We start from the raw sequence: 14,371 nt of genomic DNA, 5'->3' as shown, positions 1-14,371 counted from the left end.
CGAGGGGAAAACAGCGATGTCCGTACCCGAACGGGCAAGGCCCCAGGGAGCGTCGGCGCTCGGGGGTCCGCGTCAGCCCACCCGCCGCGCCCCCGCGGACGGCACGGCCGTGAAGATCCGGGGCGCGTCGAGCCCGGCCTCGCCGAAGGCCTTGTCGACGGCGGCCGCCACCGCGTCGGCGGCGCCCTCCTCGACCAGGACGACGGCGGACCCGCCGAACCCGCCGCCCGTCATCCGGGCCCCGAGCGCCCCGGCGGCGGTCGCGGCCGCGACCGCGAGGTCGAGCTCCTCGCACGACACCCGGAGGTCGTCCCGCAGGGACGCGTGCCCCTCGGTCAGGACCGCGCCGACCCCGCGTACGTCCCCGGAGTCGAGCAGCCCGATCACCCGCTCCACCCGTCCGTTGTCGGACACGACGTGCCGGACGTACCGGCGAACCGTTTCGTCGCTCAAACGCCCGAGCAGATCGGGCAGTTGCGCGGCACTCACGTCGCGCAGCGCGCGTACGCCGAGCGCCCGCGCACCGGCCTCGCACCCGGCGCGCCGCTCCGCGTACGCGCCGTCCCCGAGCGCGTGCTTCACGCGGGTGTCGACGACGAGGAGCCGCAGCCCCACCGCCGCGAGGTCGAAGGGCACCTGCCGGTACGCGAGGTCGCGGGTGTCCAGGTACAGCGCGTGCCCCTCGGTGCCGCACGCGGAGGCCATCTGGTCCATCACCCCGCACGGCACCCCGACGAAGCCGTTCTCGGCCCGCTGCGCGAGCACCGCGATCTCGGGCCGGGAAAGACCGAGCCCGAACAGCTCGTCGAGGGCGACGGCGGTCACCACCTCCAGGGCGGCGGACGAGGAAAGCCCGGCCCCGGTCGGCACCGTGGAGACGAGGTGGACGTCGACGCCGCCGACGGCGTGCCCGCTCTCCCGCAGCGCCCACACGACACCGGCCGGATAGGCGGCCCAGCCCTCGACGGAGCCGGGGGCGAGCGTGTCGACGTCGACCCGGACCACGCCGCCCTCGACGTCGGCGGAGTGCAGCCGCAGCACGCCGTCGTCCCGGCGGGAGACCGCGGCGACGGCGGTGTGCGGCAGGGCGAGCGGCAGCACGAAGCCCTCGTTGAAATCGGTGTACTCGCCGATCAGGTTGACCCGTCCCGGCGCCGCCCAGACCCCTTCGGGAGCCGCCCCGTACAACGCGGCGAACCCGGCCGCGACCTCCGCGGCGACGCCCGCCCCGGCCTTGACGGCGGCACCCGCGCCGACGCCCGCCCCGACACCGCTCATCCCCGGCCCTGCTCCTTCTTCCTTGCGAACGCCCAGGCGTCCTCGACGATGGCCGCCAGATCCGGGCGGGACGGAGTCCAGCCGAGGCGCTCGCGCGCGGTCTCGGCGGAGGCGACGAGCACGGCCGGGTCTCCGGCGCGGCGCTCGGCCATGACCTCGGGCACGGGGTGGCCGGTGACCTTGCGGACGGTCTCGACGACCTCCCGCACGGAGAAGCCGTTGCCGTTGCCGAGGTTGCAGACGAGGTGCTCGCCGGGCGTCATCGCGTCGAGGGCCAGCAGGTGGGCCTCGGCGAGGTCGGCGACGTGGATGTAGTCGCGGACGCAGGTGCCGTCGGGCGTCGGGTAGTCGTCGCCGTAGACGTTGATGGCCTCGCGCTGCCCGAGCGCCACCTGGAGCACGAGCGGGATGAGGTGCGACTCGGGGTCGTGCCGCTCGCCGCACTCCCCGTAGGCGCCGGCGACGTTGAAGTAGCGCAGCGAGACGGCGGCGAGGCCGTGCGCGGCGCACTCGCCGCTGATCATGTGGTCGACGGCGAGCTTGGTGGCGCCGTACGGGTTGGTCGGCGCGGTCGGCGCGGCCTCGGTGATCGGCACGGTCTCGGGCTCGCCGTAGGTGGCGGCGGTGGACGAGAAGACGAGGCGGCGCACGCCCGCGTCCCGCATGGCGGCGATGAGCGCCATGGTGCCGCCGACGTTGTTGTCCCAGTACTTCTCGGGCTTCGCGACGGACTCGCCGACCTGGGAGAAGGCGGCGAAGTGCAGGACGCCGTCGTAGGAGGCGTCCAGGTGGCGGGCGGCGTCCTGGATGCGGCCCTCGATGAAGGCGGCCCCGGCGGGGACGCCCTCGCGGAAGCCGGTGGAGAGGTCGTCGAGGACGGTGACCTCGTGTCCCGCCTCCAGAAGGTGGGCGGCGACCGTGCTGCCCACGTAGCCGGCTCCACCGGTCACCAGGTACTTGCTCAACTGCTTGCCACCTCTCGGAGTCTGTCGGCCGCGGACTCGGGCGACACGTCGTTCATGAACGCGCCCATGCCGGATTCGGTGCCCGCGAGGTACTTCAGCTTGCCAGAGGCCCGCCGGACGGTGAAAAGCTCCAGGTGCAGCGCGAAGGCCTCGCGCTCGGGGTGGGCGGTCGGCGCCTGGTGCCAGGCGGCGATGTAGGGCGTCGGCGGCTCGCCGGGACCGAAGAGCCGGTCGAAGCGGCGCAGGAGCTCCAGGTAGATCCGGGGGAACTCGTCCCGCGCGGCCTCGTCGAGCCCGCGCAGGTCCGGGACGCGCCGGGTGGGGTAGAGGTGCACCTCGTACGGCCAGCGGGCGGCGTACGGGACGAAGGCGACCCAGTGCTCGCCCCGGAGCACGACCCGCTCGCCGGCCCGTTCCCGCTCCAGGACGTCGTCGAAGAGGTTGCGTCCGGTGCGGGCGCGGTGTTCGGCGGCGTTGCGCAGCATGGTGGCGGTGCGCGGGGTGACGAAGGGGAAGGCGTAGATCTGCCCGTGGGGGTGGGCGAGGGTGACACCGATCTCGGCGCCGCGGTTCTCGAAGCAGTAGACCTGGGCGACGCCGTCACGGGCGGAGAGCTCGGCGGTGCGGTCGGTCCAGGCGGCGAGGACGAGTGCGGCCCGCTCCTCGCTCAGGTCGGCGAAGGAGGCCTTGTGGTCGGAGGTGAAGCAGACGACCTCGCAGCGCCCGTTGGCGCCGGACAGCGACGGGAAGCGGTTCTCGAAGACGACGACCTCGTAGGCGTCGGCGGGGATCTCGCTCTGCCAGCCGTCCGTGGAGGGGCACAGGGGGCAGGTGTCGGCGGGCGGGTGGTAGATGCGGCCCTGCCGGTGGGAGGCGATGGCGACGTCCTCGCCCAGGAGCGGGTCGTGGCGGATCTCGGAGGCGGAGGCGACGGGGTCGAGCGGGCGGCGGTCGACGGTGTCACGGACGGGGGCGCCACCGGGGGCCCCGGCGGTGTCGCCGTGCGCGTCGAAGTAGATGAGCTCACGCCCGTCGGCGAGGCGGGTGACGGTCTTCTTCACGGCGGGTGGCCTCCATCAGCCTCCATCAAACAGAACCACCCATAAAAAAGCACAATCAAACATCACCGGTCAACACTCACCCTGGAACGACCACCGGTCGACATCACACGGAAGGATTACGAGCGCTGCACCGGCACCCGGTCGAGCAGCCCCGTCCGGGCCGCCAGCGCCGCCGCCTCCAGCCGGGAGCCCACCCCCAGCTTCATCAGGACCCGCTGCACATGCGTGCGCGCCGTGCTCGGCGCGATGGCCATGCCCGCCGCGATCAGCCGGGTGTCCTCGCCCTCCGCCACCCGGACCAGCACCTCCGCCTCGCGCGGGGTGAGCAACCGCAGCAGCCGCTGCCCCTCGTCGTCCGGCTGCACCGCCGGGTTGAGCAGCTCCGCGAAGGCGCCCTGGACGAGCTGCGGCGCCACCGCCGCCTCCCCCGCCCGCGCCTTCATCAGGGCCCGCTCGACGCCCTCGATCCGCTCGTCGTGCCGGACGTACCCCGAGGCCCCGGCGGCGAAGGCCGCGGCGATCCCGCGCGGCGAGGGCACCGGGCCGAGCACCACCACCGCCACCTGCGGCCGCTCCCTCTTGATCCGTACGACGGGGTCGAAGGTGCCCGGCTCGGCCGGCGTCGACGTCCCGAGGAGACAGACCTCCGGCGCGCGGGCGACCACCAGCTCCGCGGCGCCCGCCACCGGCGCCGCCGCGGCGAGCACCCGGTGCCCCCGCAGCTTCAGCGCCGAGGCCAGTGCCTCCGCGTGCAGTCGGTGATCGTCGACCACCACGAGCCGAACGCCCATCGGTCCTCCCCCGTCTCCGGGCCGGCCTGCCCCCGGCCACCCTGCCCGGCAAGCTACACACTCCCCCGCCCCGCTTTGCCCCAATCGCACGGGGGACCAATCGCACGTGGGGCCCCTCCGTGACGGAGGGGCCCCACAGGGAGGTGGTGCGACGGGCGGGTCAGCCGGCGGTCGAGAAGGCGACGACCAGGTACCTCTTGAACGTCGAGGAGGTCTCGGTCCTGCTCTTGCTCAGCAGCATCTCGGAGATGAACAGCCGTCCGTTGGCGTACCGGTACTCGGCACCGGACAGGCTGAAGCTGGTCTCCGCGTCCCGGTTCGGCTTGTCCGACGGGTTCTCCAGCAGCAGCGTCGACTTCATCGTGCCGCCGTCGATGGAGACGACCTGCCCGCCCTTGTCGTAGGGCGGCGCCTTGTAGGCGATGATGTTGCCGCCGTCCATGCGCAGCGGGACCAGGTTCCAGCCGTCGCCGGCGTCCGTCTTCTCGGGCACCGGGTTGCCGTTGGCCAGGTCGAAGGCGACGATCTCGTTGGTCTCGTCGCCGTACTCGCCGGTGGTCCCGTCGTGCTCCTCGGTCGGCAGGTACAGCCGGCCGTTGCCGACGAGGGCGCCCGTGCAGGCCTCGACCTTGGTGGTGCGGCAGCGGGCCGCGTAACGGGTCGAGTCCGCCGTGATCTTCGCCTTGAGCTTGCCGGTCTTCTCGTCGATCGAGAAGAAGTCCGAGACGGCGCTGCCGTCTCCGGCGGCGTCGGCGACATCGGCCGCGACGACCAGCGGCTTGGTGGAGACGACCGACGCGTAGTCGACGCCCGGGGGCATCTTGTACTGCGAGATCGGCGCACCGGTCATCGGGTTGAGGTTCTGGATGGTGATCGTCGGGTCGTCGTACGAGCCGCACTTGCGGACCGCGACGAGGCCGCCGTCGCCACCGCCGTAGCCCAGGTCCTCGCAGTCGCCCGCGTCGACCTGCGGCTTCCAGCGCGGGTTTCCGTTGGCCAGGTCGAAGGCGGCGCCGCCGTCCATGCCGCCGGCCGCCACGGTCTGCCCGTGCAGCGTGACCTCGCCGAAGGCGATCTTCTTGTCGCCGGCCGTGGCGCCGGTGAGGGAGGTCGACCACACCAGCTTGCCGGTGGTGAGGTCGAGCAGCCCGACCTCGGTGCACGGCTGGTAGTAGCGCGGCGGGACCCGCTTGGTCGCCTCGAAGAGGATCGGCACCTTGTGGTCGGCGGTCATGTGGCGCGAGGCGCCGCAGACCTGGCCGGTCAGCGGCAGGGTCCACAGGACCGTGCCCTTGTCCAGGTCGTAGCCGACGACGGAGTTGAGGCCGGCCTTCACGAAGGCCTTGTCGGTGACCCAGGAGCCGGAGACGTCGGTGACGTCCGGGACGACCGGCGTCGGCAACTGGAAGGCCATCCTGGACTTCGTGTTCGCCGGGACCTTCTCCTTGCCGCCCCCGCCGAGGCCGTTGGCCCCGCCGTCCTTGCCGCCGGTGGCGGCGCCGGAGCTGCCCTTGGCCTCGGTGCCCTCGTCACCGCCGCCGGAGTTCGCGTACCAGAGGCCGCCGCCGATGAGCAGCGCGACGGCCACGACCGCCGCGATGACGATCTGCAGCTGCGCCGACAGCTTCTTGCCGCCGCCGGGGGCCGGCGGAGGCGCCTGCTGGTACTGCGGCGCGTACGGCCCGGGCGGGGCCGGCGGCTGCGTCGGGTAGCCGTACGGCGGCTGCTGCATGGGCTGCATCGGCTGTGTGGGCTGCTGCGGGTAGCCGTACGGCTGGGCCGGCGGCTGCGCGGGCGGCTGGCCCGGCTGCGGGTAGCCGTACGGCTGCGCCGGCGGCTGCGGCGGGGGCGTCGGCGCGCCGAACCCTCCCGGCGTGGGGTCCTGCGGTGCGCCGAACCCGCCGGGGGGAGGCCCCGGGGGCTGGTTCGGCGGTGGCGGCGGCTGGGTCATGGCGTGGGTACCTCGGAGAAGTCGGGGAGCGGACGGGACGGGCGGGGCGTCACTTGCCGTACGCCATCATCGTCTTGGTCTCCATCTCCGCCTTGTCGTTGGAGGCGGAGACCCGGCCGGCCGCGATCACGAACGTGCCGTCGGAGTAGGCGTAGCCGGCACTGTAGAAGGAGCTCTCGAGCGAGGAGAGTGCCGCCTGGTGCTGGAGCAGCACCTTGGGCGCGCCGCCCGTCGGGGCGAGGGTCGCGACCTGGCCGCCCGCGTCGTAGCGCGGCTCGACGTACAGCAGCACCTCGGAGCCCTCCATGCGCAGCGGCGTCATCTGCTGCTCACCGGGCGCCTTGGAGCGCCACTTGGCCTTGCCCGTGTTGAGGTCGAAGGCGACGACCTCGTTGGGGGTGCCGTAGGAGGTCTCGGTCGCCATGTAGAAGGTGTTGGCGTCGGCGGCGACTCCGGTGCAGCCCTGGAGGTTCTTGCCGAAGATGACGAAGCTGCCGCCGCACTTCGGGGCGAACTTGTCGTTGCCGCCCTGGATCTGCGAGCGCTCCTTGCCGTCGGGCGTGAGCGAGAAGATCGCCCACTTCTTCTCCTCGCGCTGCGTGGCGGAGACGACCAGCGGGTCGACGGAGTAGACCTTGTCGACCTCCCAGCCGATCTGCAGCTTGAAGGACCACTTCGGCTTGCCGGTGTTGGGGTCGACCTCGCTGACCGCGTGCGACTCCTTGTTCACGTCGCCGGAGGGGCACTTGGAGGCGGCGATCAGCTTGCTGCCGCCGGCGTAGGCGTACGGCTTGCAGCCGGTGGTCGGGCCGGTGAACAGCTGCCTGCCGTCGGCGAGGGAGAAGCCGTAGGCGGAGCTGGAGCCGGACGCGGTGACCGTGTTGCCGCTGATGGTGAGGGTGTTGTCGGAGAAGGCGAAGAGGCCGGTCGGCTTGGGGATCGCCTTCGTCCAGCCCTTCTTGCCGGTCTTCAGGTCGACCTGCTGCATCTGGAGGCACTTGGCGCGGTCGCCGGCGCTGTCCTTGTAGCCGAAGACCATGACGCCGGTGGCGGACGGCTCCGGCGGGGCGGCGCACAGCTCGAAGGGCACGTCGATGTGCCACTTGGGGGAGCCGTCGGCGAGGCTGTAGCCGTCGATGCCCTTGTACATGGCCTTGACGACGGTGTCGCCGACGATCCACGGGCCGTAGACGTCGGCGCCGTTCTTGGGCAGGTCGACGCTGTTCTTGAGCAGCCAGTCGACCTTGGCCTCGCCGTCCTTGCGGCCGTCGTTCAGGCCGCCCTGCCCCTTGTCGCCGTCACCGCTGCCGTCTCCCTTGTCGACGGACTCGGTCGGCTTCGGCAGGGTGGACGAGGAGGTGGTCGGACTGGCGACCGGCTCCTTCTCGTCTCCGCTGCCGAACGCCAGCCAGGAGACACCGCCGATGACGAGCAGCGCGGCCGCGGCCGCGGCGACGATGAGGCCGGGCTTGCCCTGGAAGGGGTTCTTGCCGCCACCGGCGGGCGCGGCCTGCATCGGGGCGGTGGGGTAGCCGCCGTACGGGTTCGGCTGCTGGCCGTACGGGCCGGGCTGCTGCCCGTAGGGGCCCGGCTGCTGGTACGGGCCCGGCTGCTGCGGGGCCTGCTGCGGGTAGCCGTACGGGCCCGGCTGCTGCGGCGCCTGCTGCGGATAGCCGTACGGGCCGGGCTGGGCGGGCGGCGGCGTCTGCGGGGCGCCCTGTGGCGGTACGGGCGGCGCCGGCGGTGCCTGCGGAGGCACCGGCGGGACCGGCGGAACGTTCTGGCCCGGGTTCTGGTTCGGGTCCGGAGCGCCGAAGCCCCCCGGCACCGGCGGCTGGTTGCTGGGCGGCTGGGTCATCAGCGCTTCCCCCTTGATGTGAGCGGGTTTTCTTTCTACCACTCGGGGGATGGCGCAAAAGCGACCGGTCCGTCCCTTGTTCCCAAGGGAGGACCGGCCCGTGATGCCGTCGTTACTCGGCCTCTACGACTTCTCTACGCGTCCTCGGCCAGTTCGAGCCAGCGCATCTCCAACTCCTCGCGTTCACCTGCGAGTTCCCGGAGCTCCGCGTCCAGTTTGGCCACCTTCTCGAAGTCCGTGGCGTTTTCGGCGATCTGGGCGTGCAGCTTCGACTCCTTGTCGGAGATCTTGTCCAGCTGCCGCTCGACCTTCTGCAGTTCCTTCTTCGCCGCGCGCGCGTCGGCGGCGGACAGGCCCGGCTTGTCCTTGGCCGGGGCGGCGGCCGGCGCGGGCACGGCGGCCTCGATCATCTTCTGGCGCCGCTCCAGGTACTCGTCGATACCGCGCGGCAGCATCCGCAGCGTCCGGTCGCCGAGCAGCGCGAAGGTGCGGTCGGTGGTGCGCTCCAGGAAGAAGCGGTCGTGGGAGATGACGACCATCGAGCCGGGCCAGCCGTCGAGCAGGTCCTCCAGCTGGGTCAGGGTCTCGATGTCGAGGTCGTTGGTCGGCTCGTCGAGGAAGAGCACGTTCGGCTCGTCCATGAGCAGGCGCAGCAGCTGCAGCCGGCGCCGCTCGCCGCCGGACAGGTCACCGACCGGCGTCCACTGCTTCTCCTTGCCGAAGCCGAACTGCTCGCACAGCTGACCGGCGGTCATCTCCCGGCCCTTGCCGAGGTCGACCCGGTCGCGGATCTGCTGCACGGCCTCCAGGACGCGCAGTTCGGCGGGGAGCTCGGTGACGTCCTGGGAGAGGTAGGCGAGCCGCACGGTCTTGCCGACGGTGATCCGGCCCGCGGCCGGCTGCGCCTCGCCGTCGGTGCGGGCGGCGTCGGCGAGGGCCCGCAGCAGCGAGGTCTTGCCGGCGCCGTTGACGCCGACCAGGCCGACGCGGTCGCCGGGGCCGAGCTGCCAGGTGAGGTGCTGGAGCAGCGTCTTCGGACCGGCGGTGACGGTGACGTCCTCCAGGTCGAACACCGTCTTGCCGAGCCGGGCGTTGGCGAACTTCATCAGCTCGCTGGCGTCGCGGGGCGCGGGCACGTCCGCGATGAGCGCGTTGGCGGCCTCGATGCGGAAGCGGGGCTTGGAGGTACGGGCGGGGGCGCCGCGGCGCAGCCAGGCGAGCTCCTTGCGCACCAGGTTCTGCCGCTTGACCTCCTCGGTGGCGGCGATGCGCTCGCGCTCGGCGCGGGCGAAGACGTAGTCGGAGTAGCCGCCCTCGTACTCGTAGACGTCACCGCGCTGCACGTCCCACATGCGGGTGCAGACCTGGTCGAGGAACCAGCGGTCGTGGGTGACGCAGACGAGCGCGGAGCGCCGGTTCTGCAGGTGCCGGGCGAGCCAGGCGATGCCCTCGACGTCGAGGTGGTTGGTGGGCTCGTCGAGGACGATCAGGTCCTGCTCCTCGATGAGCAGCTTGGCGAGCGCGATGCGCCGCCGCTCGCCGCCGGACAGCGGCCCGATGACCGTGTCGAGGCCCTTGTCGAAGCCGGGCAGGTCGAGCCCGCCGAAGAGCCCGGTGAGCACGTCCCGGATCTTGGCGCTGCCCGCCCACTCGTGGTCGGCCATGACGCCGATGACCTCGTGCCGGATGGTCGCCTCGGGGTCGAGCGAGTCGTGCTGCGTGAGCACCCCGAGCCGCAGCCCGCCACTGTGCGTGACCCGCCCGGTGTCGGCCTCCTCCAGCTTGGCCAGCATCCGGATGAGGGTGGTCTTGCCGTCACCGTTGCGGCCGACCACACCGATCCGGTCCCCCTCGGAGACGCCGAGGGACACCCCGTCGAGCAGCGCACGGGTGCCGTACACCTTGCTGACGGACTCGACATTGACCAGATTGACGGCCATTTCACTCCTGTGACGGGGCATGCGATCGACGTCCAAGGGTACGTCGACGGCCCCGACCGGCGTTTCATCACTCTTTGTGATGAGCCCCCTCCACGAGCAGCCACCCCGCCACCGTCATCGCCACCGCGACCGGGGCCGTCACCCGGACGGCGATCAGGGTGGCGGTGTGGCCCTCCAGGAGGCCGCCGAAGCCGGTCATCGACAGGCCGAGGACGCCCAGCAGGGCCAGGGTGATGCCCAGGGCGGCCGGTGCGCCCGGGCCGTCGGACGGGCGGGTGGCCACCGGGGCCTCGAAGCGGCGGAAGGCGGCGACGAGCAGGGCGGTGAGGACGGCCGCGGCGGCGAGCCGCGGCGGGAGCTGGGCCCACCACGCGGCCGTCGCCGGCTCGGGCAGCCGGACGCCGAGGGCGAGCAGCGCCCCGTACACGCCGAGCATCGCCGTCAGGTGCCAGAGGAACGCGGTCATGGCGATCCCGTTGGCGGCGACGACCCCGCGCCAGACCCGGGCGCGGGCGGTGAGGCGGGCGCCGGGGCCCTTGAGGAGTTCGACCGCGCCGACCAGCCACAGGCCGTGGCAGAGCAGGGCGAGCGTCGGCGGGGCCATGTTGGAGACCTTCTCGCCCGGCATGCCGACCATGGACAGGGGATACGGTCCGAGGGCGACCAGCAGGCCCGCGCCCGCGAGGCCCGCCGCGGCGAGGACGGCCGGGCGGCGGATCATGCCGTCGGCGCGCAGGAAGCCGAGCTGGTGGACGGCCAGCCAGACGAAGGCGAAGTTCAGGAACTCGACGTACGGCACCCCGGCCGCGAACCGCAGCAGGTCCACCAGGCCCGCGCCCGCGACCAGCGCCGCGAAGGCGCCCCAGCCGTAGCGCCCGTGGAGCCTCAGGAGCGGCGGGGTGAAAGCGACCATGGCGAGATAGATGCCGATGAACCACAGCGGCTGGGTGACGAGCCGCAGCGCGACCCCGGTCAGGCCGCCGTCCGCGCCGAGCAGCTGGACGGCGAGCGCCAGCGCGCCCCACACCCCGATGAAGACCATCGTGGGGCGCAGCAGCCGCCGCAGTCGGGCCCGCAGGAAGTCCGCGTAGCCGGGCCGTGAGCGGTGGGCGAGGGCGTGCGAGAAGCCGCCGACGAAGAAGAAGACCGGCATGACCTGGAGGGCCCAGGTCAGGATGTGCAGGCCGGGGACGACGGCGAGCAAGTTGCCGACCCGCCCGTCGGCGGTGACCGCGGCCATCAGCCAGTGGCCGAGGACGACGACCGCGAGCGAGGCGACCCGGAGCAGGTCGACATAGCGGTCGCGGGTGGCGGGGGTGGCCTCGGCGAGTTCCCGTGCGCCGACACGGCTGCTGGTTCCCATGCCCGTACGGTCGCGCGGGGCCCCGGCCGGGCGTCAGGGCGCGGCTACTCAACCGGCGCATGAGTACGTGCCAACCGGGCCCAAGTCCTCGGCCACGCGGGCGAACCCCCGGCCCCGGCTGCCGCCCCCGCCGACCGGCGTCCCGTCATGTTCCTCTCATGTCCCCCACCCCCGAGGAGAGACCCATGACCGGAACGCCGACCGCCGGACCCCTGCCCCGCCTCCCGCGCCTGGCCACCGCCGTCGCGGCCGCCACCGCCCTCACGCTGCTCGCCGCCGGTCCCGCCGCCGCCGGCGACCTGACCGTCACCGACCCGCGGATCGTGGCCCACTTCGACCTGTCGCTGGGCCAGACCCCGGAGAACATCGCCCTCGAACCGGACGGCTCCGCGAACATCACCTGGTCCTTCGCCCGGCAGGTCGTCCGCGTCGACAAGAACGGCGAGGTGACGCCCCTGGCGGAGCTGCCCGAGGTGGAGAACCCGCAGACACCGAGCGTCGGCGCCGCCGTGGTCCTCGGCATCGCCCGAGCCCTCGACGGCAACCTGTACGTCACCTACGCCACCGGCAGGGAGGAGACGGGCATCTGGCGGATCCCGCCCGGCGGCGGCACACCGCAGCAGATCGGGTTCTTCCCCGTGGGCGCCATGCCCAACGGCCTGGCCTTCGACGAGGAGTGCGGCACCCTCTACACCGCCGACTCGGCCCTCGGCACGGTGTGGAGCCTCCCGGTGACCGGCGGCACCCCCACCGCCTGGGCGACCGGCCCCGCGCTCGAAGCGACCGAGGCGCTCCCCTTCGGGGCCAACGGCCTCAAGGTCCACGACGGTGCCGTCTGGGTGTCCAACACCGCACAGGGCACCCTGCTGCGCATCCCGGTGAAGCCGGACGAGTCGGCCGGACCGATCGAGACCCGGGCGACCGGTCTCGACTTCATCGACGACTTCGCCTTCACCGGGCACGACGACACGGTCCTCGCCGCGCTGATCGAGAGCAACAGGCTGGAGCTCGTACGACCGGACGGCACCCACAAGACCGTGCTCACCGCGGCCGACGGGCTCGACAACCCGACCGCCGTGGCGGTGGGCGGCAAGGCCGTCTACGTGACCAGCGGGGCCTTCCTCGACCCGGAGAACCCCACCCCCGACCCCAACCTGCTCGTGGCCAAGCTGAAGAAGAAGTAGCCCGCGGCTAGCCCAGCACGGTGGCCCCGGCCGCCGGGGAGGTCGCCACGCGGGCCGTCCGGCAGGTGCCGGAGGCGATCAGGGCCGCGGCGACCGTCTCGGCGGCCTCCGCGTCCTTCACCAGGAACGCGGTCGTCGGCCCCGAGCCGGAGACCAGCGAGGCCAGCGCGCCCGCGTCCGTACCGGCCGACAGGGTCGCGGCCAGGGACGGTCGCAGGGACACGGCGGCGGGCTGGAGGTCGTTGGCGAGGGCGCCCGCGAGGGCGGTGACGTCGCCGGTGCGCAGGGCGTCGAGCAGGGCCGGGGAGGCGACCGGATCGGGCACCTCGGCGCCGGCGGTCAGCCGGTCGAACTCGCCGTACACCGCGGGCGTGGACAGACCGCCGTCGGCGACCGCGAACACCCAGTGGAAGGCGCCGCCGACCGGCAGGCCGGTCAGCCGCTCGCCGCGCCCGACACCGAGGGCGGCGCCGCCGACCAGGCTGAACGGCACGTCGCTGCCGAGTTCGGCGCAGATCTCCAGGAGTTCGGCGCGCGACGAGTTCAGGCCCCACAGCGCGTCGCAGGCGAGCAGGGCGCCCGCGCCGTCGGCGCTGCCGCCGGCCATGCCGCCGGCGACCGGGATGTCCTTGGCGATGTGCAGGTGGACGTCGGGGGCGATGCCGTGGCGGGCGGCGAGCAGTTCGGCGGCCCGCGCGGCCAGGTTGGTCCGGTCGAGCGGCACCTTGTCCGCGTCGGGCCCCTCGCAGGTGACCGTCAGCGTCTCGGCGGGGGTGGCGGTGACCTCGTCGTACAGCGACACGGCGAGGAAGACGTTGGCCAGGTCGTGGAAGCCGTCGGGGCGGGCGGCGCCCACGGCGAGCTGCACGTTGACCTTGGCGGGGACGCGGACGGTCACGCTCACGGCTGCTTCTCCTCCGGCTTGTCCCGGGACTCCGTCCCCGGCTTGTTCTCCGCGATCCGGGCGAACTCCTCGACGGTGAGCGCCTCTCCGCGCGCCTGCGGTGAGATCCCGGCCGCGACCAGGGCCGTCTCGGCGGCGGCGGGCGAGCCCGCCCAGCCCGCGAGGGCTGCGCGCAGGGTCTTGCGGCGCTGCGCGAAGGCCGCGTCGACGACGGCGAAGACCTCGGTCCTGGAGGCGGTCGTGGCGATCGGCTCGGTGCGGCGCACCAGGGAGACGAGACCGGAGTCGACGTTGGGCGCGGGCCAGAACACGTTCCGGCCGATGGCGCCGGCCCGCTTGACCTCCGCGTACCAGTTGGCCTTCACCGACGGCACGCCGTACACCTTGTTGCCCGGCCGGGCGGCGAGCCGGTCGGCCACCTCGGCCTGGACCATGACGAGGGTCCGCTCGATGCTCGGGAAGCGCTCCAGCATGTGCAGCAGGACCGGCACGGCGACGTTGTACGGCAGGTTGGCCACCAGGGCCGTCGGCGCCGGACCCGGGAGCTCCTGGACGTGCATGGCGTCGGAGTGGATCAGCGCGAAGCGGTCCTTCTTCCGCGGCATGCGCGCGGCGATCGTCGCCGGCAGGGCGGCCGCGAGGACGTCGTCGATCTCGACGGCCGTGACCCGGTCCGCGGCCTCCAGGAGCGCGAGGGTCAGGGAGCCGAGCCCGGGGCCCACCTCCACGACCACGTCGTCGGGGCGCACCTCGGCCGTGCGGACGATCCGCCGCACGGTGTTGGCGTCGATGACGAAGTTCTGGCCCTTCTGCTTCGTGGGACGGACGCCGAGGGCGGCGGCCAGCTCACGGATGTCGGCGGGGCCGAGGAGGGCGTCGGGGCTGTCGGGGCCGGTGGTGGTGCTCACCGGTACAGCCTACGGGTCACCGGTGGGGCCGACCTACGCGTCGCCGGACGGTCCCGCGTGCCCGGCCCGACGGGTCCGGCCGGCAGGCGACGCCTCCCCGGTCCGGCCGTCGGTCCGGGCCGCACCGGTTTCCGGGCCGCGTCCGCCGCCTCCCCCTGCTCACGGGCC

The 14,371-nt window shown here is 73.1% G+C and carries 11 protein-coding genes; 1 reads left to right on the top strand and 10 read right to left on the bottom strand.

The window, feature by feature from the left end; genetic code table 11:
- Nucleotides 1-72: 72 nt before the first annotated feature.
- The 8 genes from galK to ACFY7C_RS33815 all read right to left on the bottom strand — a co-directional run bounded on the left by galK (nt 73) and on the right by ACFY7C_RS33815 (nt 11,207).
- A complete protein-coding gene (gene galK, locus ACFY7C_RS33850; protein WP_389658429.1) occupies nt 73-1,278 on the bottom strand; it encodes a galactokinase in 1,206 nt (401 codons plus the stop codon).
- Nucleotides 1,275-2,243 carry a UDP-glucose 4-epimerase GalE gene (galE, locus tag ACFY7C_RS33845; RefSeq protein ID WP_389658426.1) on the bottom strand — a complete coding sequence of 323 codons (969 nt, stop codon included), beginning with the start codon at nt 2,241-2,243 and terminating at the stop codon, nt 1,275-1,277. Before galE ends, galK begins: the two co-directional genes overlap by 4 nt.
- On the bottom strand, nt 2,240-3,304 hold the full coding sequence (galT, locus tag ACFY7C_RS33840) for a galactose-1-phosphate uridylyltransferase (protein ID WP_389658423.1): 1,065 nt from the start codon (nt 3,302-3,304) through the stop codon (nt 2,240-2,242). The genes galE and galT overlap by 4 nt, the downstream gene beginning before the upstream one ends.
- Before the next feature lie 116 nt (nt 3,305-3,420).
- Complete coding sequence (locus ACFY7C_RS33835; RefSeq protein WP_389658420.1) at nt 3,421-4,095, bottom strand: LuxR C-terminal-related transcriptional regulator; 675 nt, start codon at nt 4,093-4,095, stop codon at nt 3,421-3,423.
- 160 nt (nt 4,096-4,255) lie between these two features.
- A complete protein-coding gene (locus ACFY7C_RS33830; protein ID WP_389658417.1) occupies nt 4,256-6,046 on the bottom strand; it encodes a PQQ-binding-like beta-propeller repeat protein in 1,791 nt (596 codons plus the stop codon).
- A gap of 49 nt (nt 6,047-6,095) precedes the next feature.
- Nucleotides 6,096-7,904 carry a PQQ-binding-like beta-propeller repeat protein gene (locus ACFY7C_RS33825; protein ID WP_389658414.1) on the bottom strand — a complete coding sequence of 603 codons (1,809 nt, stop codon included), beginning with the start codon at nt 7,902-7,904 and terminating at the stop codon, nt 6,096-6,098.
- Nucleotides 7,905-8,038: 134 nt separating this feature from the next.
- Nucleotides 8,039-9,844 carry an ABC-F family ATP-binding cassette domain-containing protein gene (locus tag ACFY7C_RS33820; RefSeq protein WP_389658411.1) on the bottom strand — a complete coding sequence of 602 codons (1,806 nt, stop codon included), beginning with the start codon at nt 9,842-9,844 and terminating at the stop codon, nt 8,039-8,041.
- A 67-nt stretch (nt 9,845-9,911) separates the two neighbouring features.
- Nucleotides 9,912-11,207, bottom strand: coding sequence for an acyltransferase (locus ACFY7C_RS33815; protein WP_389658408.1), 1,296 nt, complete (start codon nt 11,205-11,207; stop codon nt 9,912-9,914).
- Nucleotides 11,208-11,392: 185 nt separating this feature from the next.
- Here ACFY7C_RS33815 and ACFY7C_RS33810 point away from each other — a divergent pair, with 185 nt between their 5' ends.
- The gene (locus tag ACFY7C_RS33810; protein ID WP_389658406.1) at nt 11,393-12,391 is read left to right on the top strand and encodes a hypothetical protein; all 999 of its coding nucleotides are present in this window, start codon (nt 11,393-11,395) and stop codon (nt 12,389-12,391) included.
- Nucleotides 12,392-12,398: 7 nt separating this feature from the next.
- On the opposite strand, the gene ACFY7C_RS33805 is transcribed toward ACFY7C_RS33810, so the two are convergent.
- Both ACFY7C_RS33805 and rsmA read right to left on the bottom strand, forming a co-directional pair.
- On the bottom strand, nt 12,399-13,295 hold the full coding sequence (locus ACFY7C_RS33805) for a 4-(cytidine 5'-diphospho)-2-C-methyl-D-erythritol kinase (protein ID WP_389658403.1): 897 nt from the start codon (nt 13,293-13,295) through the stop codon (nt 12,399-12,401).
- Nucleotides 13,292-14,203, bottom strand: a complete 912-nt coding sequence (rsmA, locus tag ACFY7C_RS33800) for a 16S rRNA (adenine(1518)-N(6)/adenine(1519)-N(6))-dimethyltransferase RsmA (protein ID WP_389658401.1) — start codon at nt 14,201-14,203, stop codon at nt 13,292-13,294. Before rsmA ends, ACFY7C_RS33805 begins: the two co-directional genes overlap by 4 nt.
- Nucleotides 14,204-14,371: the final 168 nt, after the last annotated feature.

The sequence above is a fragment of the Streptomyces sp. NPDC012769 genome (assembly GCF_042901205.1).
Taxonomy (GTDB): domain Bacteria; phylum Actinomycetota; class Actinomycetes; order Streptomycetales; family Streptomycetaceae; genus Streptomyces.
Note: the sequence above shows the minus strand (reverse complement) of the source record. Positions and strands in the feature narration are given on the sequence as shown.